The sequence below is a fragment of the Streptomyces sp. NPDC026672 genome, from assembly GCF_040638185.1.
GTDB lineage: Bacteria > Actinomycetota > Actinomycetes > Streptomycetales > Streptomycetaceae > Streptomyces.
Window position 1 is genome coordinate 1 of the sequence record NZ_JBEZXS010000026.1, and the last position, 21,668, is coordinate 21,668.

The 21,668-nt window shown below is 70.5% G+C and carries 17 protein-coding genes and 1 pseudogene; 9 read left to right on the top strand and 9 right to left on the bottom strand.

Features of this window, described 5'->3' with window-relative positions:
* Positions 1 to 83 precede the first annotated feature (83 nt).
* Complete coding sequence (locus AB0F77_RS27135; protein WP_361953957.1) at positions 84 to 1,124, bottom strand: helix-turn-helix domain-containing protein; 1,041 nt, start codon at positions 1,122 to 1,124, stop codon at positions 84 to 86.
* Positions 1,125 to 1,373: 249 nt separating this feature from the next.
* Here AB0F77_RS27135 and AB0F77_RS27140 point away from each other — a divergent pair, with 249 nt between their 5' ends.
* A complete protein-coding gene (locus tag AB0F77_RS27140) occupies positions 1,374 to 3,536 on the top strand; it encodes a SpoIIE family protein phosphatase (RefSeq protein WP_361953960.1) in 2,163 nt (720 codons plus the stop codon).
* Between the two features lie 85 nt (positions 3,537 to 3,621).
* On the opposite strand, the gene AB0F77_RS27145 is transcribed toward AB0F77_RS27140, so the two are convergent.
* Together AB0F77_RS27145 and AB0F77_RS27150 are read right to left on the bottom strand one after the other, a co-directional pair.
* On the bottom strand, positions 3,622 to 4,806 hold the full coding sequence (locus tag AB0F77_RS27145; RefSeq protein ID WP_361953963.1) for a type III polyketide synthase: 1,185 nt from the start codon (positions 4,804 to 4,806) through the stop codon (positions 3,622 to 3,624).
* 272 nt (positions 4,807 to 5,078) lie between these two features.
* The gene (locus tag AB0F77_RS27150) at positions 5,079 to 5,510 is read right to left on the bottom strand and encodes a MarR family transcriptional regulator (protein ID WP_361953966.1); all 432 of its coding nucleotides are present in this window, start codon (positions 5,508 to 5,510) and stop codon (positions 5,079 to 5,081) included.
* A 72-nt stretch (positions 5,511 to 5,582) separates the two neighbouring features.
* Between AB0F77_RS27150 and AB0F77_RS27155 the strand changes: the two genes are divergently transcribed.
* The 5 genes from AB0F77_RS27155 (at position 5,583) to AB0F77_RS27175 (ending at position 10,675) form a co-directional block, all read left to right on the top strand.
* Positions 5,583 to 6,485, top strand: coding sequence for an NAD(P)H-binding protein (locus AB0F77_RS27155; protein ID WP_361953969.1), 903 nt, complete (start codon positions 5,583 to 5,585; stop codon positions 6,483 to 6,485).
* 194 nt (positions 6,486 to 6,679) lie between these two features.
* Positions 6,680 to 7,669, top strand: a complete 990-nt coding sequence (locus AB0F77_RS27160; protein ID WP_361953972.1) for an aldo/keto reductase — start codon at positions 6,680 to 6,682, stop codon at positions 7,667 to 7,669.
* A gap of 7 nt (positions 7,670 to 7,676) precedes the next feature.
* On the top strand, positions 7,677 to 8,516 hold the full coding sequence (locus AB0F77_RS27165) for a helix-turn-helix transcriptional regulator (RefSeq protein WP_361953975.1): 840 nt from the start codon (positions 7,677 to 7,679) through the stop codon (positions 8,514 to 8,516).
* Between the two features lie 116 nt (positions 8,517 to 8,632).
* On the top strand, positions 8,633 to 9,547 hold the full coding sequence (locus AB0F77_RS27170; protein ID WP_361953978.1) for an SDR family oxidoreductase: 915 nt from the start codon (positions 8,633 to 8,635) through the stop codon (positions 9,545 to 9,547).
* A gap of 411 nt (positions 9,548 to 9,958) precedes the next feature.
* Complete coding sequence (locus AB0F77_RS27175; RefSeq protein ID WP_361953981.1) at positions 9,959 to 10,675, top strand: CDP-diacylglycerol diphosphatase; 717 nt, start codon at positions 9,959 to 9,961, stop codon at positions 10,673 to 10,675.
* On the opposite strand, the pseudogene AB0F77_RS27180 reads toward AB0F77_RS27175, so the two are convergent.
* A pseudogene (locus AB0F77_RS27180) lies at positions 10,611 to 10,847 on the bottom strand (hypothetical protein); the annotation flags it as partial. The gene AB0F77_RS27175 and the pseudogene AB0F77_RS27180 sit on opposite strands and share 65 nt — an antisense overlap.
* A 306-nt stretch (positions 10,848 to 11,153) precedes the next feature.
* Between AB0F77_RS27180 and AB0F77_RS27185 the strand changes: the two are divergent.
* Positions 11,154 to 12,422, top strand: coding sequence for a sulfite oxidase (locus AB0F77_RS27185; RefSeq protein WP_361953984.1), 1,269 nt, complete (start codon positions 11,154 to 11,156; stop codon positions 12,420 to 12,422).
* Positions 12,423 to 12,489: 67 nt separating this feature from the next.
* Here the strand turns inward: AB0F77_RS27185 and AB0F77_RS27190 are convergent, their stop codons facing one another.
* The 4 genes from AB0F77_RS27190 to AB0F77_RS27205 all read right to left on the bottom strand — a co-directional run bounded on the left by AB0F77_RS27190 (position 12,490) and on the right by AB0F77_RS27205 (position 16,713).
* Positions 12,490 to 14,277: a caspase family protein gene (locus tag AB0F77_RS27190; protein ID WP_361953987.1), complete on the bottom strand. Its 1,788-nt coding sequence runs from the start codon at positions 14,275 to 14,277 to the stop codon at positions 12,490 to 12,492.
* On the bottom strand, positions 14,274 to 14,666 hold the full coding sequence (locus AB0F77_RS27195) for a hypothetical protein (protein ID WP_361953989.1): 393 nt from the start codon (positions 14,664 to 14,666) through the stop codon (positions 14,274 to 14,276). The genes AB0F77_RS27190 and AB0F77_RS27195 overlap by 4 nt, the downstream gene beginning before the upstream one ends.
* A 185-nt stretch (positions 14,667 to 14,851) precedes the next feature.
* Complete coding sequence (locus AB0F77_RS27200; protein ID WP_361953992.1) at positions 14,852 to 15,544, bottom strand: response regulator transcription factor; 693 nt, start codon at positions 15,542 to 15,544, stop codon at positions 14,852 to 14,854.
* Positions 15,541 to 16,713: a histidine kinase gene (locus AB0F77_RS27205; RefSeq protein ID WP_361953995.1), complete on the bottom strand. Its 1,173-nt coding sequence runs from the start codon at positions 16,711 to 16,713 to the stop codon at positions 15,541 to 15,543. The genes AB0F77_RS27200 and AB0F77_RS27205 overlap by 4 nt, the downstream gene beginning before the upstream one ends.
* Before the next feature lie 280 nt (positions 16,714 to 16,993).
* Here AB0F77_RS27205 and AB0F77_RS27210 point away from each other — a divergent pair, with 280 nt between their 5' ends.
* Both AB0F77_RS27210 and AB0F77_RS27215 read left to right on the top strand, forming a co-directional pair.
* Entirely contained in the window at positions 16,994 to 19,252 is a 2,259-nt protein-coding gene (locus tag AB0F77_RS27210; RefSeq protein WP_361953998.1) for an MMPL family transporter, read from the top strand.
* Positions 19,253 to 19,322: 70 nt separating this feature from the next.
* Entirely contained in the window at positions 19,323 to 19,865 is a 543-nt protein-coding gene (locus AB0F77_RS27215; protein WP_361954000.1) for an SAM-dependent methyltransferase, read from the top strand.
* Between the two features lie 198 nt (positions 19,866 to 20,063).
* Here AB0F77_RS27215 and rox read toward each other — a convergent pair whose 3' ends face one another.
* Positions 20,064 to 21,491, bottom strand: a complete 1,428-nt coding sequence (gene rox, locus AB0F77_RS27220) for a rifampin monooxygenase (protein WP_361954003.1) — start codon at positions 21,489 to 21,491, stop codon at positions 20,064 to 20,066.
* Between the last annotated feature and the right edge of the window lie 177 nt (positions 21,492 to 21,668).

Sequence of the window (21,668 nt, forward strand, 5' to 3'; positions counted from 1 at the left end):
GGCGCGCAGGGCGAGCCGGGCGGTGGAACCGAGCCCGGCGGCGCCTGCGCACCGCCGGGCCGCGGCCGTTCACCCACCGCGGCCTACGGGACGGCGTTCCCGGACTCGCCGCTCACCGGCAGCGGCACGGCCGGCTGCGGGGGCTCGGGCCGCCACCAGCCGCGGCTGGCCGCGAGGACTCCCGCCTGGAACCGGCTCGCCGCCCCCAGCCGGCCCAGCAACGCCTGTACCCGGCGCTGCACCGTGCGGTAGCCGATCCCCAGCTGGCGGGCGATGGCCTCGTCCGGCAAGCCCATGGCCAGCAGCGAGATGATGCGCCGCTCCTCGTCGCTGATGAACTGGTCGGGGCCCATCGACGCGGTCTCGCCCGGCATGTAGGGCTGGGCCTGGTCCCACAGCGACTCGAAGAGGGTGGACAGCGCGTCCAGCAGGGCCGAGGGGTGGACGAGGATGCACGCGTCCAGGACCTGGGGGGTGGCCAGCAGCGGGATCAGCGCGGCCTGGTCGTCCGCGATGATCAGCTTCATCGGGGCCTCGGGCAGGAACCGCACCTCCTCGCCCGCGGCGATGTCGACCTCCACCCGTGCCACCGCCCCGGGCATGCTCAGGGTGTCACGGGCGTGGATGAAACGGCTGCGCACGTTGCGCCCGGCGATGGCGGTGGCGGAGTTGACGCGTTCGCCGTCACTCGCCTGGGCATAGGGAGGCGCGTCGATGCCGCGGATCTCCCGCTCGGCGCGGTTGAACAACTGCTGCCCGCACCGGGCGACACCGTCACGACCGGTGACGACCTCGATCAGCGCGGTCGAGTCGCGACTGCGGCGGGCCTCGCGGTGCCGCTCGGTGAGCTGCTCGGTCAGCGCCCGCACCCGGTGGATGTCCCGCTCGCGGGCGAGCAGCAGGACCTCCATGGCGTGCTCGGGCGGCAGCGCCGTGTACGAGGGCGGGCTGCCGGGCAGCCGGGATATGAGACCGCCGTTCTCCAGCCGCACCAGGGCGGCGTCGGCCACGTCCGGCTCGATGCCGGTACGGCGGCACAACTCCGCCACGGACAGCGGCGGGTTGTCGACGAGGACGAAGTACAACGCCTCGGCAGGCTGGTCCAGCCCGAGAACTTCCAGCATGGTCACCTCCGCCCACAAAGTAGCCCGCGGCACCCGGCTGATCGAACCACCGATGATCATGGATTCGGTTTTGTGTCCGGGCCCGGCCGACCGAGCGGGCCGGACCGTGCCCGGTCGGCGGGAGATCCGCTGGTGTGGGCGTAGTGACCTCCGGTGTTATTCAATGAGGTGTGCGGTCAGGTCTCGGGGCCCGGTCGCACGGGCCGAGTACGGCCCCGGCGCCGCGCCGGGGACTGCTGAGAGAGCCACATGGACTCCACACCCTCTCCCTCGTCATCGTCGCCGTTCGACCTGGTCAGCAGCGCTCTGGGGCGCTACATCCCACGCGGAGGAGCGGCAGCGTCCGCAGGTTCCGCGGGCGCGCGGGGCGACCGCACCCCGCGTCGGCGCGTACCCGACGACCCGCCGGCCGGTCGGCAGGACCAGATCCTGGGCGCGATCAACCTGGACAAGGATCTGAGGGTCACCCGCAGCAACCTGGGCGCCCCCGTGTTCACGGGTCTGGAGGCCGAGGCCGGGAGTCCCTTCGTCGATCTCCTGCCCCCCGGGGACGTACCGACGGTCACCCGGCGATTGCGCCAGGTGCTGGAGACCGGTGAGGCGCACGTCGCCCGGATCCAGCGCCTGCGGCGCGCCGACGGGTCGGAACTGGTGGTCTCGCTGAGCATCCTGCCCGCAGCGGTGCCCCAGGAGGGCCTGACCGTCTCCGTGATCGCCATGGCCAAGCGACTGCACTTGTACGCCGCGGAGACCGCGATCGGCACCTCGCTGGACATCGGCGACACCGCGCAGTCACTCGCGCAGTCCCTGCTGGCGTGGGGAGACGTGGCCGCCGTCGACCTGGACTTCGCCGTGTGGACCGGCGAGGGCGTCACCGGGCAGGGGCAGGGGCGCATCCGGCTGAGGCGGGCCGCCCTGGTGCCGGACCGGGCGTGGCCCGAGGGCTACGCCACTCCGGGTGACGACCTTCCCAGCGACGCGAGCCGGCTGCTGGCGCAAGCGGTGCGGCGGGACGACTCCCCGCAGGCCATCGTCATGCCCGACCGCGAGGCGGTCGAACGGGTACTCGGCAGCCCGCGCGTGATGCGCGCCCTGGTGCCCGGCGACCTGTCGGCGGGCGTGGTGTGCATACCGCTGGTCCTGGACCGCTCGCCGCCCGTCGTCCTGGGTGTGGCCGAGGTCTGGCGGCGGGCGGACTGCCCCTTCCGCGACAGCGAGCTGTTCGACCTCCAGGAACTGGTGGCCAGGACCGCCCACCACGTCGACCTGGCCCGTCAGCACCAGCGCGAGCACACCCAGGTGCTGGCGTTGCAGCGCCGTCTGCTGCCCCGCAGCGGCGGCGGCACCATCGAGATCGCCAGCGTCTACCAGCCCGCCACGCCCGACAGCGCGGGCGTCGGAGGCGACTGGGTGAACAGCTTTCCGCTGCCGGACGGCCGCACCGCTCTGGTGGTCGGCGACGTCGTCGGGCATGGCCTGGGCGCCGCGGCGACCATGGGCCAGCTGAGCATGGAGGCCCGCGCACTGCTGTCCGCGGGGCTGGCGCCCGACGAGGTGCTGGAACACCTCGACGAGACCGTGACGATGCTGGACGACGCGGATTCCGGGCTCGCGGCCGGCTACAGCGCCCTCGGGTCGACCTGCTGCATCGCCATCTACGACCCGGTCAGCCACCAGGTGGCGCTGTCCAGCGCCGGCCACCTCCCCCCGGTCCTGGTCTCCCCGGACGGGCACGCGGGCCCGCTCATGGTCCGCACTCACCCCGGTCTCGGTGCCGAATTCGCGTTGCGAGAACCGTTCGACGTGCACACGTTCGACGCACCCCCGGGCTCCCTGCTCGCCCTCTACACCGACGGCCTGGTGGAGGATCCGGCCGCGTCGATCGACGAGGGCATCGGCAGACTGGCCGACACCGTGTCCACGGTGCACCCCTGGGACGCCCTCCAGCAGGCCGCACGGCACGTCGTCTCCGCGCTCGCGCCCGTGCGCCAGCGCGACGACGTGACCCTGCTGCTCGCGCGGATGATGGGCTACCGCAAGGAGGACACCGCGACCTGGCGGCTGCCCGCCCGCGACGACGCCCCCGCCCGCGCCCGCGCGCAGGTCTCCGCGCTGCTGCGGCGATGGCGTACCAGGGACGACACCCGGGACAACGTGCTGCTCCTGGTCAGCGAGCTGGTCACGAACGTGGTGCGGTTTTCCACGGGGCCCGTCACGGTACGGCTGATCAGGACCGGTCACGGCCTGCTGTGCGAGGTGGGGGACACCGGCAACGGCAGGCCGCGGCTGAGCCGGGGCGGCCCGTTCGACGACGGCGGCCGTGGCCTGCACGTCGTGCACAGGCTCACCACCCGGTGGGGGGTGCGGTGGACGGACACCGGCAAGGTGGTCTGGGCCGAGGTCGAGAGGTGACGCGGCCGGGCCGGGCGGTACGGGCGGGCCGGGTGGTGCGGCCGTGGCAGGGTGGCGCGACCGAAGCCGGGTGGCGTGGCCCGCCCTACAGCCACTCCCCTTGGAGGGCGGTGGCGGTGAGGCCCGGTGCCGCCGCGTACAGGACCGCGCGACTGCCCGACTTCTGCCCGGCGTCGTACGCCCGCCGCATGATGTCGAACACGGCGGCGCCTCCGCGGTTGCCGCTCGTGTAGCTGTCCCGGCTGTAGTCCAGCAGCCCCGACGGCCATGTGTCGGGCATCGTCTGCTCCATGTACTCCAGCACCCGGGTCCCGCCGGGGTGTGCCAGCAGCACGTCGGGGTGCCAGGACTCGGGGTCGTCCTGGGCACGGACGCGCAGCCACTCCCACATGGCGGTGACCGTCTCCTGCACGGCGCGCGGCCCGCGCCGGTCCATCACGAAATGGGTGCCGTCCGCCCGTGTGTCCAGGCGGTGCAGGTTCTGGGTGCCGGGCAGGGTGTGGTGCCAGGCGGCGTCCAGTCGCAGCGCCGACTCGCGCCTCGGACGGCCCGTCACCACCGTGGCGACCGCGGTGTCCGCGAACAACAACCGGACGATCAGGGACTCCAGCGTGTCGTCCGCGGGCTGGTACGTCGTGCTCAGCGCCTCCGCGATCACGACCAGGACCACCCGGTCGGGGTCCGCGGCCACGAGATCCGCGGCCAGCGCCAGGGAGCGGGTCCCCGCTATGCAGGCCCACTGCGTGGCGGGCAGCAGCAGCACGTCGTTGCGGAGCCCGAGCTTGTTGGTCAGGGCGACGTCCAGACCCGGCAGCGCCGGGGTGGTGGAGTGACTGGTGATCAGACAGTCGACGTCCGCGGCATCGAGGCCGGCGATCTGCAGGGCCCCGCGCGCCGCACGCTCCCCGTAGGACTGCACGGCCTCCCAGGCCGGCGCGGTGCGTTCCTGGACGGTCTGCAGCGTGGGTATCGCCTCCAGTGAGCCGATCACACGGTCGACGTCCTGCTGGGTGAAACCGTCGCGTGACAGCGCCTCTTGGGCCGCGCCGACGCCGACGGCCCGCAGGCCACCGCCCTTGCCGGGCGCCACGGCGGCCTCCAGCGGCAGCATCCACCCGCGGGCCTCGATGCCCGTGCCGGCGGCGATGCCGTCGATCCGCGGCGCCCACGCCGCGTGCGGGTGCCGGTCGCGCACCTCCGCCACGATCTGACTGGTCTGAACGGTGTGTTCGCCGTGTATCACGGCAGGCGGACAGAGGTAAGCGGCCATGATGGGTCACCTTCCGGGGGGAGGGGAATGTCATGAGTGCTGTGTCATGGGTCACTTTGGACTTCGTACCCAAGAGGTTGCCGACAGGCCCGACTTCGGGAACGGGCAACCGCGTCGAGCATGAACCCTAAAGGGACATTTCCGCTGTGATGCAGTCAACTTAGGCACCCATTGGGGCGCGTGACACGGCACACACCGCTGAAGCGGACCCTGTTGTGGCCCGGGGTGTGGTGCGGAGGGGGATTTCTACGGTCGCCGTCCGGCCGGGGCCGCTACGCGTCGTCCTCGGACGAGGCGAGCCGGGGCAGTATCGCGAGCAGCGATCGGCGTTCCTCGGGGGTGAGGACCGTGAGGAATTCGGTCTCCATCCTGCGGATCGCCGTGCGGACGGTGGTGTGCAGCGCGCGGCCTTCGTCGGTGATGGAGACGGTGTGGGACCGGCGGTCGGCCGCGTCGGGCCGGCGGTCGATGAGCCCGCGCTGCTGGAGCTGGTCCAGCAGCTTGATCAGCCTCGTCTTGTCGTGACCGATCTCGCGCGCCAGCGTCAGCTGGTTCGGCGCGGGACGGCGGGCCAGCCGCGAGAGGGCGATGTACTCCCACATGGTCAGTCCGTTGGCGGCCAGCAGCGGCGCTTCGGCGTCGGCGAGCCGGCGGGCGGTCCACGCGAACAGGGCCGCCAGATCCTCACGGTCTGCACATGACATGCGTCGAATATAGCCCGTCATCGCGGACGATCCGACTGGTGCTAATGATAGGCGTCTGCTTATCATGTGCGCATGAGTACTATTGCAGTGTTCGGAGCGACAGGACACGTCGGGACTGCCACCGTCCGCCGCCTCGCCCAATCGGGCGCGTCGGTGCGGGCGGTGGTCCATCGAACGTCCACCGATGCACGCATCGAGGGAGCGGACTCCGTGGTACGGGCCGATCTGCTCGACGCCAAGGCCGTCACGGCCGCCGTGGAGGGATGCGACAGCGCGCAGGTGATCTGCCCGGTGTCACCCGTGGCAGCGGACCCGGGCGCACTGGTGGGCGCCTTCGCCGAGTCGTTGGTCCAGGGCCTGGGCGCCGTCCCGGCGCCGGCCGTCCTGGTCGTCTCCGACTACGGCGCGCAGGACCCCTCCGGGACGGGCATCCCCGCTCTCTTCCACCAGTTCGAGGCACGCCTGGGGGAGTTGCCGAACCCGGTGACGTTCGTGCGTTCGGCGGAGCACATGCACAACTGGGCACGCCAGCTGCCGGCCGTACTGGAGACGGGGACGTTCGCGAGCATGCACCAGCCGCTGACCAGGCCCTTGCCGATGGTGCACGCCCCGGACGTCGGCACGATCACGGCCGACCTCCTGCTCTCCCCGGCCCCGCAGCCCGGATCGCCGCGGTTCATCCATGTGGAGGGCCCCCGCCGCTACAGCGCGCTGGAGGTCGCCGCCGCACTGGCGAAGGTCACCGCGACCGACGTCACCGCACGCGAACTCCCGCGTGAGCAGTGGGAACCCGTGCTGACCGCGGTGGGTGCCACCCCCGCCTTCGCCAGGCTGAACGTCGAATTCTTCGACGCCCACAACGCCGGGTTGATCGACGTGCCCGCCGGGGCGGAGGTTCGCCACGGGAGCACGCCGCTCGACGAGGCTCTTGCTTCTCTGGTCACCGCTTCTCCGGTTGACCGACGGGCCGACTGACGCTCGGCCCGCCCGCCGAGCAACGGCGTGCGAGGAGTGGGCCGTTGACCTGCATGCCAGTCCCCGGGTGCTCCTTGTGGTCGTCCTCGGAAACCGGGGTTGATGTGGACGATCGAGCCCGCACGGAACTGGCAGATGCTTCTTACCGGGCCGCCGAAGCACGGCGGCCCGTCACCACGAGGAGAGACATGAGCATGGATAAGCACGCGGTCGGCAGCCAGGGCCTGGTGACCTCGGTCGAGGGACTGGGCACGATGGGCATGACGGCGATGTACGGCACCCGGGACGACGACGAGTCGACACGGACCCTGCACCGGGCGGTCGAGCTCGGGGTCACGCTGTTCGACACGTCGGACTTCTACGGCCCCTTGACCGGCGAGGAGTTGGTGGGGCGGGCCCTGGCGCCGTACCGGGACCGGATCGTGCTGGCCACGAAGTTCGGCGGGGTCACCCTGGACGACGAGGGCAACGTCGTCGGCGGACCCAACGGCCGGCCCGACTACATCCGGCGTTCGCTGGAGGGGTCGCTGCGCAGGCTCGGCACGGACCGCATCGACCTGTACTACCAGCACCGCGTCGACCCGAACGTGCCGGTGGCGGAGACCTTCGGCGCCCTGGGCGAGCTGGTGGCCGAGGGCAAGGTGGGCTACCTGGGCATCAGCGAGGCATCCGCGCAGACCATCCGCGAGGCCCACGCCGCGGCCCCGCTGTCCGCGGTGCAGACCGAGTACTCGCTGTTCACACGGACCGTGGAGACCAACGGCGTACTCGAGACGGTGCGCGAACTGGGCATCGGATTCGTCGGGTACGCGCCCCTGGGCCGGGGACTGCTGACCGGCTCGCTGCGCTCGACGGCCGATCTGCCGGCGAACGACTTCCGCCGCACCGCGCCCCGTTTCAGCGATGAGTACTTCGCCCACAACCTCACCCTGGCCGATCGTGTCCGCGACATCGCGGAGAAGGTCGGAGTGACGCCCGGGCAGCTGGCTCTGGCCTGGGTGCTGGCCCAGGGCGCCACCGCCATCCCCGGCACCAAGCGGCGGGCCTACCTGGAGGAGAACGCCGCTGCCGCGTCGATCGTCCTGGACGACACCACGCTGGCCATGCTCAACGACGCCATTCCGGCCGAGGAGGTGGCGGGCGAGCGGTACGTCCCCCAGGCCATGCGGGCCGTCCAAGAGTGACGGTGCGATGAACCACGGTGAGTTGGGCCGCTTCCTGCGGGCCCGACGCGACGCGCTGCGACCGGCCGACGTCGGACTCGTCCCCGGCGGCCGGCGACGCGCCACCGGCCTGCGCCGGTCCGAGGTCGCACTGCTGGCGGACGTCTCCGTCGACTACTACGAGCGCCTGGAACAGGCGCGCAACGCACACCCCTCCGAGGCGCTGGTGGGCTCTCTGGCCAGGGCACTGCGCCTGTCGGTCGACGAGCGGGACCACCTCTACCGGTTGGCCGGCTACACTCCGCCGGCCCGCGGCACGGGAGGCGGTTACGTCGATCCGGCGATGATGTTCCTGCTGGACGCCTTGACCACGGTGCCCGCGCACGTCACGGACGACCTGCACACCGTTCTGGCGCAGAACGCGCTCAGCCGAGCCCTTGTCGGTCCCTGGGCGGCGGGCGACGACCGAGCTGGCAACGTCACCTGGCGCTGGTTCACCGACCCCGCCTCCCGGGCGCTCAACGTCGCCGGGGAACACGAGGCGATCGGCCGCGGGTACGCGGCGGACCTCCGGGCGAGCATCGCACGGCGGGGCGAGGACGCCACGGCCGCCCGACTCGTCACCGAACTGCTGGCCGCCAGCGGCGAGTTCGCCCACTACTGGGACGACATGGCCGTCGAACCGCTCCGGTCCACCCGCAAACACATGATCCACCCTCAGGCGGGCTCCCTGGACGTGCAGTGCGACGTCGTGCTCAGCAATGCCACGGGCCACCGCATGGTGATCTTCCGTCCGCAACCCGGATCGACCACCGCGGAGAGCTTCGCCTTCCTCGGCGTGCTCGGCGATCAGTCGTTCAACTCCTGACCCGGATCGCCCGGGCCGACGGCCCGACTTCGAGCCCGCCTGTCAGGTCGGCCGTCCCCCATTCCCGCCTTCCTGCATTCCCCTGCTTACTTCCCTCTTCGCCTGAAAGGCACGTCATGGCATCCGTCATATTGATCACCGGCGCCGCGACCGGGATCGGAAACCTCGCCGCCCGTGAACTCGCGGCCCACGGACACACCGTGTACGCCAGCATGCGCAACACGGAGACGACGAACGCGCAGCACGCCAAGGACCTGGTCGAACTCGGGCACCGCACGGGGCGGAACCTGCACGTGGTGGAACTCGACGTCCAGTCCGAGGAGTCGGCCGAAGCCGCCGTGGCCACGGTCCTCGCCCGTGAAGGCCGTCTCGACGCCGTGGTGCACAACGCGGGGCACCTGTACGTCGGTTACGTCGAGGCGTTCACGCCGGAAGACGTCCGGCACCTCTTCGACATCAACGCGATCGGCGCCCACCGCGTCAACCGGGCCGTTCTCCCGCACATGCGCTCCCGAGGGACGGGCACGCTGGTCTACGTGGGAAGCACCACCTCCGTGCTCCTGCCGCCCTTCATCGGCCCCTACGTGGCGTCGAAGGCCGCTTTCGACGCTCTCGCGCAGGTCACCGCCTACGAAGTCGGCCAGTACGGAATCGAGACGTCCATCGTGATGCCCGGCCCGTTCACCGCCGGCACCCAACACTTTCCGAACGCCACTCACGCGTCGGACGAGGACCGTACCCGGGCGTACGCGGCGCTGGACCCCATGGTGGCCCGCAACGAGGAGGCCACGAACGGGCTGTTCGCGCCGGACGTGAACGCGGACCCGAAGGCGGTGGCCGAGGACATCGCCAGGATCATCGACCTTCCCTTCGGCACCCGGCCCCTGCGTTCCGTCGTGGACTTCTCCGACGGTGGCGTGGGCGCGGTCAACGAGGTGATGTACCGGGCCCAGGAACAGTACGTCATGCGAATGGGCTTCGAGGATCTTCTGCACCTCAAGACCGAGAAAGCCGAGAGCGGCACGCAGTGAAATGACCGAGAAGACGGCATCGTGTGGAGGCTCCGGCCGTCACACGATGCCGCACCAACCCGTTCGGGCGATGGGCAATCCGATCTCCTGCCCCTTTTCTGTGGAAAGATCACCGCGGGGTGAAAGTCAGGGCTGAAAGCCCCCTCGCTCATGGCCGCCAAATTCGGGCAGCGGTTGTCACCATCGGAGATCACACGCATGAACGACCAGAAGAACGCCAGCGAATTTCCTCGACGTCGATTCGTTGCGCTCTCGGGCACCTTCGGTGTCGCGGCGCTTTTGACCGGTGCCGGAGTCATGGCAGGCGCGACCGCCACGGCGAATCCGGCGCACGGAGGGCCGTCACCCGACCCGTCGTGCCCCTCGACCCCGCCTCCCGGTGGGGCCGCGAGCCCCTGTCCGCCTTCCCAGATGCAGTCCCTCTGCGGCAGGCCCACCGACAACGACCCGCTGTGGCACGACGTCCAGTACTGCACGCAGGGCATCGTCCCTCCGGCGCCGCAGCCCAAGCCCGACTGCTTGACGATGACCCCGAATCATGTCGTCCTGCACGGGAAACCGGAGAACACGCACAACTATCTCCTCCTCCCCTCGTGCCGGATCACGGGTATCGAATGCCCGTTCATCCACACGGACTCGGCGGCGAACTACTGGCACGAAGCATGGGAGAACGCGAGAAGCGGAGGAAGCGTCCCCGTGCAGTACCCGAATATCGGGCTGGGGATCAATTCGCAGGGAGCCCGTCGCTTCCACCAGCTGCACATTCACATGGCCGGAATCAGGGCGAGCACACAGAGGCGACTCCAGGAGCTGGAATCCCAGGGTCGCATGGCCACCCAGCCCTCCCAATGGGCCGCCCCGGGCAACCAGGCGCCCATCTCGGGGCCCGCGGGTTCGGGCGACCGCGTCTACCGCATCCTCAGGCTCCAGGACCTCCAGCAGAACCTCTTCACGCTGCTGTACCGGAACGTGGTGGTCCCGAACTCACTGAGCATGGCGGACCAGACCATGATCGTGGTCCCGAAGATGACGACCACCGGATTCGCCGGTTCCTTCTACGTCCTCAACAGCGACATGTCCCTCCACGACGGCACGAGCACGTGCGACCACCTACTGGTGTACAGCTGACGGGCCGCACATTCCGCCCGGTGTCACCCTCATGGACTCCAATGTCCGGCTCATCCGTGATCCGAAGCACACGGGCGCCGGCCTCGACCAGTCTTTCCACGGTGGCGGTGACCCGCTGCGTGCGGACCGCCAACGGGACATCGCGCCCGCCGCCGACCTTCAGGTCCAGGTGGTCAACCGCCCTGCGCAGTAGGTCCGTTGACACGTGCTGTGGCGCGTGCTTGCATCCTGTCATGCCTTCGCTGGAGCCTCTGACCCGTCGCCGCGCCGTGGACCTCGTCCGCGTGGCCGCCGCGTTGTGTCGGTTCCCCGGCTGATCGGTTTCCTCCCGGTCCTTTTCTTCGACGGCCGCGCCGAGCACGCGCCGTCGGTATCCGCGGGTCTGCCGAGGACGCCCCCTGAGTGCCGGCGCGAATGGCGCCAGGACCGGGCCCATCTCCCTGCCTACGCATGACACCTACGCATGACGAGGATTGCCATGTCCGCTGCCGGTTCCGCCGCCCACCACGAGTTCGCCCACGACCGCCGCAGGCTGCGCCAGTGGCTCGCCGGAGAGGCCAGAGCGGAGGGCGTCACACGGCGTCGGCTGCTCACCCTGCTCGCCGCGATCGCCGGTGCCACCGCGCTCCCCGCCCCGGCTCCGGTTCGCGCCGACTCGCCGATCGTCAAGCCGTTGCCGCCCGAGTGGTTCATCCAGCGCGGCACCAACGCCGAGACCCGCTGGGAGGCATTGCGCGGGACCGGTCACCACACACCCAACGAACTGTTCTTCGTCCGCAACCACACGGCGACACCCGTCCTGGACGCCGCCGACTGGCGGCTGAGGCTGTGGGGCGACGGGCTGCGTGGCACGCCCACCGAGGACAGGCCGGTGGAGTTCGGGTACGACGACCTGCGGGCACTGCCCGCCGTGACCCGCACCGCGTTCGTCGAGTGTGCCGGAAACGGCCGCAGTCATTACACGACGCAACAGGGGCAGACGGTGACCGGCACCGCCTGGACACTGGGCGCGGTCGGCGTGGCGCGCTGGCGCGGAGCGCGTCTGGCCGACGTACTGCGCAGGGCCGGGCTGTCCCGGTACGCCGTGGACGTGCAGCCTCGCGGCCTGGACGCCGAGTACGTCAGCGAGGGCGAGAGCCTCGGCCACGTACGCCGACCGCTGCCGCTGGCCAAGGCGCTGGACGACGTGCTGCTCGCGTACGAGATGAACGGCGAGCCGCTGCCGTACGACCACGGCTACCCGGTGCGGGTGCTCGTGCCCTCGTGGGTGGGAATCGCGTCGATCAAATGGGTGGGTGACATCGAGGTGTCCGCGCAGCCGCTGTACTCGCCGTGGAACACCACTTTCTACCGGCTGTTCGGTCCCGCCCATCCGCAGGAGGGCAGTGCACCGCTCACCCGGCAGACGATCAAGAGTGCCTTCGAGCTGGCGAGCGGTGCGACGTTCCCGGCGGGGGAGGGCCAGGTACTGCACGGTCGGTCCTGGTCGGGCGCGGGCGCCGTCGCGCGGGTTGATGTCAGCACCGACGGCGGGGCGAGCTGGCGGCGGGCCCGACTGCACGACCGGCCGCGCTCCGACACCTGGACGCGCTGGTCCCTCCCTTGGACGCCCGGCACGCCCGGCTCCACGCACCTGCTCGCCCGGGCCACCGACACGGCGGGCCGCACCCAGCGGGACACCGCTGTGTTCAACACGCAGGGCTATCTGTTCGACGCGGTGGTGAAGCACCCGGTGACCGTGGTCTGACCCCACCGTTCCGATACGCGGCACCCCCCGCTCGGCAAGACCCGTCATGTCCCGGCTCCTGAAGCAGTCACCAATGGGGGCTGCCCACCAGGTAGGCGAGCCCCACCAGGACGGCCAGGACCAGCGCCGGGATCGCCAGCCCCTTCGTGATCGAGGTCATCGTGCGTGTACCGCCCTCCGCCCGCCCCGAGTAGTGCTCCCGCCGTGCTCCCAGATCGTGCCGGGCGAACGCGCCGACGACCAGCGCCACCGCACCGGTGAGGAGACACACGGTGAGCGGTGTGAGCGCTCCGTGCGCGCGGATGTTGTCCTCGACGTTGCCGTACAGCCCTTCGCGGCTCCGTTCCAGGACGGCCACCGTTGCCGCCTGGATGGCCAGGACGAACGTGACGACCGCCGTCACGGCGAGGGCGAGGGCACCACCGGCGAGGGCGGGAGCGCGTCCGGACGGGGACGACCGGCCCGTGCGTGTCCCGCCCGTGGTGGTCAGGGCCCCGACGATCGCCGTGCCCCCCTTGCCGTCCGATCCCTCCGTCCCCCCTGTGGAGCCTTTCGAGGACCCGGTGCCTGTATCCGGGGTTTTGGACTCGCCCGCCGAGCCCACCACCGCCTCGACATGGATCACCGACTCGTCGGCCACGCCCTTCAGGACGATGTCGCCGGACAGACGCCCCTCGGCAGCCGTGTCGACGTTCACCTCCAACCCGCTCGGGATCGGATCGGCCCGCAGCCACGACTGATTGAGCTGGGCCACGCAGTGCCGGGCCAGCGGTGGGCCGTACATGGTCACGGTCTGGTGCTGCGGGGGCGAACCCCTGGGCACCAGGCCAAAGTCCAGGCGGTTCGGGACCGGCGCCAGGCGGATCTCCCTCAAGGCGTCGGTCGCCAGATCGGCGATCTGCTGGATGTCGTTGCGCGCGACCTCCTCCAGATGCTGACGTGCCCCTTCCGCCAAGGGCAGCTCCGTGTGCCGCAGTCGTTTGCGCAGCTCCATCACGGCGCCCTGCCGGGTGAGGACGTCGTCGCTGCTCATGGCGGCCTGCAGGGCGGGCGGCGAGGGAAGGGCGACGATCTTGATGCGGCCACGCCGACTGTGCGCCAGGTGCAGCTCACCGTGCAGCTCTGCGGCCTTCTTCGGCGGCGTCTGATGAGGGTTCTGCTCCCGCACGTGTTCGTAGACGTACTCGTACAGGTCGTCAAGGGAGACGTTCCCGTCCTCGTCCAGGTCGGCCTCGCCGGTCTCCAGGCCCTCGACCACCGCGTGTGTGAACACCGAAGGCAACGGAGCGGAGTTCTCGGCGAGTTGGCTGCCCTCGAAGGAGTACTCCATGGAGTCGGACGCGGTGATGACGGCCCAACCCCGCCCGCTGACCGGCTTGTCCTTCGCGAACGACTCGAGGACGTTGACATCTCCGGAAGCGCGCACGGAGGACGAGCCCCGGGAGAAGGCGCCGCCGTAGCAGCAGTCCAGGAACAGGACGGTGCTGCCCGCACGGGTGCCGGACATGCAACTGCGCACGAACTGGGAGGGGATGGCCGTGGCGGCCAGCAGCGGGGGCTCGGTGTCGCTCGCGGCGAAGTACAGTTCGCCGGACTCGCTCTTGAGGCCGTGGCAGGAGAAGTGCAGCAAGAGAGTATCGGTGCGGCTGCGGTTGTTGAAGAAGCCTTGGATGCGTCGGCGCATGAGGTCGGCGGACGCGTTGTGCACGACCTCCACCTCGAAGTCGCCGATCTGCGGGTCGTGCAACACTCTCTGCAGGGCCGCGGCGTCCTGGGCGGGCGCCCTGAGCTTCTTGAGCCCCTGGTCGGCGTACCGGTCGTTGGCGATGATCAGCGCGTGTCTGGAATCCGTCATGGCTCGGCCTCAGCCGCGGAATGGCGCTGGACGAACATCTTGAACGCCTCCGCGACCTGATCGTCGGTCGCCTCGGACACCTCCAGGACGTCGCCGCCCATCTCCAGGTGCAAGGAGGGGTGTGTGTCATGGCTCCGTCCCAGCCATGACCTGATCACGGTCATCACCTGGCTCAGGGCGGTCGCCGAGCTACCCAGGGTCACCATCAGGGCGCCGATCTGGGTGACGTCCACGGCCCGCGCTCCGGGAGGGACCTCTCCGCCGGGGAGTGCCGTGACGTCGTCCACGTCGAGATCGAGCAGTTCCTCGCGCAGGTAGTCGGTCAGCTCCGCGACACGTTCGGCTTCGGCGTCCTCTTCGGTGAGGAGGATCTGCAGTTCGTTCTCCACCGGGTCAGCCCCTTTGCTCGTGCTCGTCGGGGCGGCGCAGAGTCGGACCGTCGGTGGCTCCACGTCATCATTTCCAGTTTCTGCTGCTCAGAGCGGGGTGGCAAACGGGGCCGGGCGTGGCAACGGATGTGCGCGGCCAGACGCCACGCCCCCGCCCCCTCATGCCGCAACCGTCATGGCCCGCATCAGTCGGAGCGGTCTGTGGGACGGAACTTGTCGTCCACCAGGCCGAACTGGTGGGCGAGTACGGCCGCTTGGATCCGGTTGCGCAGTCCCAACTTCTGCGTGATGGCTCCGACGTGGGTCTTCACGGTCGTCACTCCCAGGTGGAGGGCTTCACCGATCTCGGCGTTGGAGTGCCCGGCCCCGATCAGGGCGAGTACGTCGCGTTCACGAGGTGTCAGAGCGGCCATGCGGTTGTTGCCGACGTCGGCGGCCGTCCGCGTCACGGTCTCGCTGTGTGCCTCCATGGCGCGGGCCAGGACCCGGGCCATGACGGCGGGCGCGAGCAGGGGCTCGCCGCGGGCGCTGCGGCGTACCGCGTCGATCATGGCTTCCGGGGAGCCGTCCTTGAGCAGATAGCCCACGGCCCCGGCTCGCAGGGCGCCGTACACCTCCGCGTCCTCGTCGAAGGTGGTCAGCATCAGTACATGGGTCTCCGGAAGGGCGGCGAGGATGCGGCGGGTGGCCTCGACACCGTTCATGCGGGGCATGCGCAGGTCCATGAGAACGACGTCGGGGCGCAGTTGCTGGGCGAGCCGGACGGCTTCCTGTCCGTCCGCCGCCTCTCCGACGACCTCCTCGCCGGCGGTGCGCAGGAGCATGGTGACGCCGGCGCGGACCAGCGCCTGGTCGTCGACTACCAGGACCCGGATCATCCCCGCACCGCCAGGGGCAGGGCCGCGTGCAGACGCCAGCCGTTGTCGGCGGGACCCGCGGTGAGCGTTCCGCCCAGCATTTCGACGCGTTCCTGCATCCCTGCCAGACCGTAGCCCGACGGCGGCAGGGCAGGGGGTCGCTCGCGGGGCACCGTGTTGGCGACGTCGATGAGCAACCGGCCGTCGGCGACGCCGACCGTGGCGGCGACGTCCGAGCCGGGGCCGGCGTGTTTGAGGGCGTTGGTCAACGCTTCCTGCATCACGCGGGCGGCCGTGACGCGCAGCGCCAGTGGCGCCTGCGCCGCACGTGCGTCATGGGTGAGGGCGATGCGGAGACCGGCAGTACGGCTGCGGTCCACGGCTTCGGCGATCATCTGCTCCGGATCCGTGATCGATTCGGGGACATCGGGGTCACGCAGGATGTGCAGCAGCCCGCGCAGGTCGACGAGGGCCTGGTGGGCGCTCGCGTGAATCGTCTCGATGCCGTCCAGGGCGGCATCAAGACGTTGCTGCCGGTCGGCGGCGTGTGTGGCGGCATACCGGGCGGATCCTGCCGTCAACGCGATGGCGGACACATGATGGGCCACGAGGTCATGCAGGTCACCGGCGATGCGGGCACGCTCCGTCATCCGCACGACACGCGTCTCCACGAGGCGGCGTTCCTCCGCGTCACGCGCCCGTTCCTCCGCGACCGCCGCGGCCTGGCGCAGTGCGGAGAGGTACCGGCCGAAGGCCACCGGGGCGGAGACCGCCAGAGCCGACGACAGGATGCGGAGGATGCCGTCGGCACCGCAGAGGAGCCCTTCGGGGTCGCGTCCCATGCTGATGAGGACCGCCGTGAAGGTCGCGGCCCATGACAGAACGATGGTGAGGGTGGCTCGGGAGTAGGCGACCGCACCGAGCGCCAGCGCCGCGGCGAAGGTCGCCACATGAGTGGGGTTGGTGGCCACCATGTCGGTGACGACGACCAGGACCACCTCGAAGGCGAGCACCGCCACGGGCAGGACCCGTACCAGCGCCAGGGCGGCCGCAGCGGCCTCGATCAGAAACCACAGCGCACCGGACCTGTCCGAGGGCGGTCCCAGTACGACAGTGGCGGCGCCGATACCTGAAGCCGCCGTGCCGATGGCGACGTCCAGCCAGGGGCGGCGCCCTCGAAATGCGCTCACGGCCTCACCTTACGTGTGCCCCGACGACGGCCGCCCCCTCCTTCCGGCCCTCCCGCCTCCTCCCATCGGCCGCCGGACCGGCCCGGGGCAGGAAGACGTGCGTACCGGCGGCTACTTAGCGTGAGCTCACACGTTGCACGGATTCCCGGTCGGTCGGCCGGTGCGGCCGGGCTCCGGCGCCGACCCGCGCCCACTCGGCGGCCTGGTGCTCCGGTCGGCGCACCGGCACAGGTGTCAGCCGTGTTCTGTGTCCCCGGGCTCATATGTGGAGGTGTTTGTCATGTCTGGTGTCGTGGTGTCCTCAGGGCCACCGCCCGCGGGCGGGATGCTGGCCAGGTTGGGGCGTCTCGCCTTCCGGCGGCGCGGCACGGTCGTGCTCGTCTGGATCGCCGCGATCGTGGTGGCCTTCGGACTGGCGGGGGCGTTCGGGGGGAGTTTCACGGTCGACTACTCGTCCCCGGGGTCCGACTCGCAGAAGGCCCAGCGTGTGCTGGAGCGGCAGTTCCCGGAGCGGTCGGGGGCGACGGTCACCGTGGCCATGCGGGCGGACTCGGGTGTGGCGTCGGTGCGTTCGGAAGTCGAGCGGACGCTGGGGCGTATGACCGACGTGCCGCACGTGGCCGGTGCGGACGATCCGTTCTCTTCCCCCGGCGCGGTCTCGGAGGACGGCACGACGCTGGTGACGTCGTTGCGGCTCGACATGACCAACCCGGACAGGATGCCTGTCGAGGACGGCAGGCGTCTGATCGACATCGCCGAGGACAGCAGCGGCAACGGGCTGGAGGTGGCCCTGGGCGGCCAGGCCGTGCAGAAGGCGGAGGGTGGTCAGGTCGGATCGGAGGGCATCGGTCTGGCGGTGGCCGCGGTCATCCTGCTGATCACGTTCGGCTCCGTCGTCGCCGCAGGTCTGCCGATCCTGCTGGCTCTGGCGGGGCTCGCCGTCAGTACGTCGCTGACGTCCCTGGTGATTCTGACGACCGACGCGCCCGAGTGGTCGACGTCCTTGGCCGCCATGATGGGAATCGGCATCGGCATCGACTACGCGCTGCTGCTGGTGACGCGTTTCCGTGAGTGGCGTGCGGCCGGGCTGTCCCCCGAGGCGGCCACCGGGGCGACTCTGGACACGGCCGGCCGCGCGGTGCTGGTCGCGGGCAGCACGGTCGTGGTGAGCATGTTGGGCCTGTTCGCCATGGGGCTCGCGTACATGCGTGGTGCGGCACTCGTCACGATGGCCGGGGTGGTGGTCGTGCTCCTGGCGAACATGACGCTGTTCCCGGCGGTGATGGGATATCTGGGTCGGCATGTCGACCGGCTGCGGCTGCCGTTGGGCCGACGCCGGCCCGGGAACACCGTCTCGGCCGACGGGCATGTGACCCCTAGCGCGTTCTGGCAGCGCTGGAGCGAGTTCGTACGGCGTCACCGCGTGGTGGCCGCCGCTGCCGGCGGTGCGGTTCTGGTGGCCGTCGCCCTGCCCTTCCTCGGTGTGCGGTTCGGGTTCCCCGACGCGGGCACCCGCGCTCCGGACACCACCACGCGTCAGGCGTACGACATGGTCAGCGAGGGGTTCGGGCGCGGTGCGAACGCGCCGCTGACGGTGGCGGTCGAGGTACCGGACGGCGGGCAGGCCGACGCGGTGGGCCGACTGCGGACCGAGCTCGCCGGCACCCCGGGCGTCGACAGCGTGTCTCCCGCGCAGTTCAACCGGGCCCAGGACACCGCCGTGCTGCGCGTCGTCCCCAGTACGGGCCCGCAGGACGACAGGACCCAGGACCTGGTCCGCGTCCTGCGTGACGAGGCCATTCCCGATGCCCTCTCGGGGACACGCGTCGAGGCACACGTGGGAGGTCCCACCGCACAGTCGATCGACGGCACCGCCTACCTCGCGGGCCGCATCCCCTTCCTCATCGGCGGCGTGGTCCTGCTGTCCATGCTCGTTCTGCTGGTGTCCTTCCGCAGCGTCGCGGTCATGGTCAAGGCCGCCGTGATGAACCTGCTGTCCGTGGCCGCCGCCTACGGCGTGATCGCCGTGGTGCTCCAGGGCGGCTGGGCCGGCGGGCTCGTCGGCGTCGACAGCCCCACCCCCCTGCCGCCGTTCGTGCCGGTCATGATGTTCGCGGTGCTGTTCGGACTGTCGATGGACTACGAGGTGTTCCTCGTCAGCCGGATGCGGGAGACCTGGACCCGCACCGGTGACTACGCCCGCTCCGTCACCGAGGGCCTGGCGGGAACGGCCCGCATCATCACGGCCGCCGCCGCCATCATGATCGCGGTGTTCACGGCGTTCGTCCCCAGCCCCGACGTCATCCTGAAGATCCTCGGCGTCGGCATGGCCGCCGCCATCTTCCTCGACGCCACCGTCGTCCGCCTCCTCCTCGTCCCCGCCACCATGCACCTCCTCAAGCGGGCCAACTGGTGGCTGCCCCGATGGCTCGACCGGCGCCTGCCGCAGTTCAGCATCGAAGGACGGCCCGAGGACCATCTCCCCGCCACCGCCGACACCCCCACCACCCACCACACCGAACCCGCCACAACCGCCTGAGCAAGCACAGCTCGTCCTCGGAAAGGCCCCCCACCCGATGTCATTCCTGCGGGAGTTCGTTCGTAGCCCCATGACCGTGGGAGCAATCGCTCCCAGCGGACGGGCCCTCGCCCAGGTCGTCACCTCCACCGTGCCCCGCTCGGGGCACCCGGTGGTGGTCGAACTGGGCCCCGGATCAGGCGCGTTCACGGGCGTCATCCAAGAACGTCTGGGCGGGCGCGGACGCCACATAGCGGTCGAGGTGAATCAAGAGTTCGCCCGGCGGCTGGCCTTCTCCCACCCCTCGGTCGACGTGGTGGGCACCGACGCCCGGCACATCAGGAAAGTCCTCGCCGAACGGCACATCGCGGCGGCCGACGTGATAGTCAGCGGCTTGCCGTGGGCGGCCTTCGCCGCGAAGGACCAGGACGACGTGCTCGACGGAGTGCGCACGACCCTGCCCCCTCACGGCGTGTTCACCACGTTCGCCTATGTGCACGCCAGGTGGGCTCCACCGGCCCGACGACTGCTGGGCACCCTGCGCTCAGGATTCGAAGAGGTCGTCATCGGACGAACCGTGTGGAGCAACCTGCCACCCGCGCTCGTGTACCACTGCCGCCGCCCGATGGTCTGAACACCGACGCGCCGGAGCGCGTCGCCGAGGGACACCCGACCACTCGGGACGACATCCGTGACCCGGGGTTCAGCGAGGCCGGCACCTCCGGGCAGTCGTGTTGATCACTGACTGTCCGGAGGCATGGGCGCGCCGGTCGGGTTTCTGACGGATGAGCAAGCCGCGAGGACAGCGCGCTTTCGCGCCCCACGTGCGCGCTCAGCCGGTCGCAGCGCCGAACCACTGGGGAAGCCGGTCGAGCAGATCCTGCTGATCGTCACCGACCCACGCCACGTGGCCGTCCGGCCGCAGCAGCACCGCGGGCGCGTCCAGTTCCTCGCTGACATCGGCGACGTGGTCGACCCGATCCGCCCAGCCCGCCACCGAGAGACGCCCTGTCTGGTCGAGCAACAGCCCGCGACCGCCGTGCATCAGCCCGTAGAGGCGCCCCCGCTTCAGCCCCACGTCCCGCAGCCGTCGGCCGAGCAGTTCATGCCCCTCGCCGAAGTCGTAGCGGACCCCGATCGCAGTGATCTTCTCCATCAGGTGCCGGTTCACCTCCTCGAAGTCCATCAGTTCCGACACCAACCGGCGCACCGCTCGGGGACCCGGCTCGACGGACATCAGCTCCATCTGCGCGCGGGTGTTGTCCAGCACATCGGCGGCCACCGCGTGCCGTTCGGTGTGGTAGCTGTCCAGCAGTCCCTCCGGTGCCCAGCCGTTGACTTCGGCGGCCAGTTTCCAGCCGAGGTTGAACGCGTCCTGGATACCGAGGTTGAGCCCCTGCCCGCCGGTCGGCGGGTGGATGTGCGCCGCGTCGCCGGCCAGCAGCACCCGGCCGGTCCGGTAGCGCTCGGCCAGCCGGGTGGCGTCGCCGAAGCGGGAGAGCCAACGTGGTGAGTGCACGCCGAAGTCGGTGCCGGCGAGCTTCCGCACCTGCCGCTTCAGCTCGTCCAGGGTCGGCGGGACCGTGCGGTCCTCGGCCACCCCTTCGGCGGGCGCGACGATGCGGTACACCCCGTCCCCGAGGGGCATGGCACCGAACCGCTTGTGGGTCTTGCGGACTTCGGCCATCACGGCGTTCAGCGTGTCCGGCGGCGCGGTCAGCTCCACCTCGCCCAGCAGCGTCTCGACCCTGGAGGGCTCGCCGGGGAAGCCGACGCCGAGCAACTTGCGCACCGTGCTGCGGCCGCCGTCACAACCGACGAGGTAGCGCGAGCACAGCCGCGTTCCGTCGGCGAGTTCGGCGGTCACCCCGTGTTCGTCCTGGCTCAGCCCGACGAGTTCGCAGCCGCGCCGGATCTCGACGCCGAGTTCGGTGGCACGCTCGGCGAGCAGGCGATCGGTGGTGGTCTGCGGGATGCCGAGGGTGTACGGATGCGCGGTGTCCAGCCGGTCCGGCGCCGGCTTGTCCATGGCGGCGAAGAAACCACCGACCGGGTGCCGCCTGCCGACCGCGAGGAACCGCTCCAGCAGACCGCGCTGGTCCATCACCTCGACGCTGCGCGCGTGCAGGCCGAGCGAGCGGACGATCCTGGTCGGCTCCGCGTCCTTCTCCAGCACGAGCACGTGCACGCCGTGCAGCCGCAACTCGCCGGCCAGCATCAAACCGGTCGGTCCGCCGCCGGCAACGATCACATCGATCATGAACCCCTCATCCAATAAGGTTGCTTTTCAGCCAGCTGCTCTACGCGGTCCGGCGACGCGCACACCCGGAACTCCGCGCCGCGCGCCCGCAACCACACCCCGGGTCCCACCGGCGGTTTCACATCACGCGGAACCCACGGTCGACAAAGGCGCACGGACTTTGCGAACCCCTGATGT

Excerpts from the sequence above, each read along its gene's own strand:
- AB0F77_RS27135 (WP_361953957.1), bottom strand. The coding sequence starts at position 1,124 with ATGCTGGAAGTTCTCGGGCTGGACCAGCCTGCCGAGGCGTTGTACTTC.
- AB0F77_RS27140 (WP_361953960.1), top strand. The coding sequence starts at position 1,374 with ATGGACTCCACACCCTCTCCCTCGTCATCGTCGCCGTTCGACCTGGTC.
- AB0F77_RS27145 (WP_361953963.1), bottom strand. The coding sequence starts at position 4,806 with ATGGCCGCTTACCTCTGTCCGCCTGCCGTGATACACGGCGAACACACC.
- AB0F77_RS27150 (WP_361953966.1), bottom strand. The coding sequence starts at position 5,510 with ATGTCATGTGCAGACCGTGAGGATCTGGCGGCCCTGTTCGCGTGGACC.
- AB0F77_RS27155 (WP_361953969.1), top strand. The coding sequence starts at position 5,583 with ATGAGTACTATTGCAGTGTTCGGAGCGACAGGACACGTCGGGACTGCC.
- AB0F77_RS27160 (WP_361953972.1), top strand. The coding sequence starts at position 6,680 with ATGGATAAGCACGCGGTCGGCAGCCAGGGCCTGGTGACCTCGGTCGAG.
- AB0F77_RS27165 (WP_361953975.1), top strand. The coding sequence starts at position 7,677 with ATGAACCACGGTGAGTTGGGCCGCTTCCTGCGGGCCCGACGCGACGCG.
- AB0F77_RS27170 (WP_361953978.1), top strand. The coding sequence starts at position 8,633 with ATGGCATCCGTCATATTGATCACCGGCGCCGCGACCGGGATCGGAAAC.
- AB0F77_RS27175 (WP_361953981.1), top strand. The coding sequence starts at position 9,959 with ATGCAGTCCCTCTGCGGCAGGCCCACCGACAACGACCCGCTGTGGCAC.
- AB0F77_RS27185 (WP_361953984.1), top strand. The coding sequence starts at position 11,154 with ATGTCCGCTGCCGGTTCCGCCGCCCACCACGAGTTCGCCCACGACCGC.
- AB0F77_RS27190 (WP_361953987.1), bottom strand. The coding sequence starts at position 14,277 with ATGACGGATTCCAGACACGCGCTGATCATCGCCAACGACCGGTACGCC.
- AB0F77_RS27200 (WP_361953992.1), bottom strand. The coding sequence starts at position 15,544 with ATGATCCGGGTCCTGGTAGTCGACGACCAGGCGCTGGTCCGCGCCGGC.
- AB0F77_RS27210 (WP_361953998.1), top strand. The coding sequence starts at position 16,994 with ATGTCTGGTGTCGTGGTGTCCTCAGGGCCACCGCCCGCGGGCGGGATG.
- AB0F77_RS27215 (WP_361954000.1), top strand. The coding sequence starts at position 19,323 with ATGACCGTGGGAGCAATCGCTCCCAGCGGACGGGCCCTCGCCCAGGTC.
- rox (WP_361954003.1), bottom strand. The coding sequence starts at position 21,491 with ATGATCGATGTGATCGTTGCCGGCGGCGGACCGACCGGTTTGATGCTG.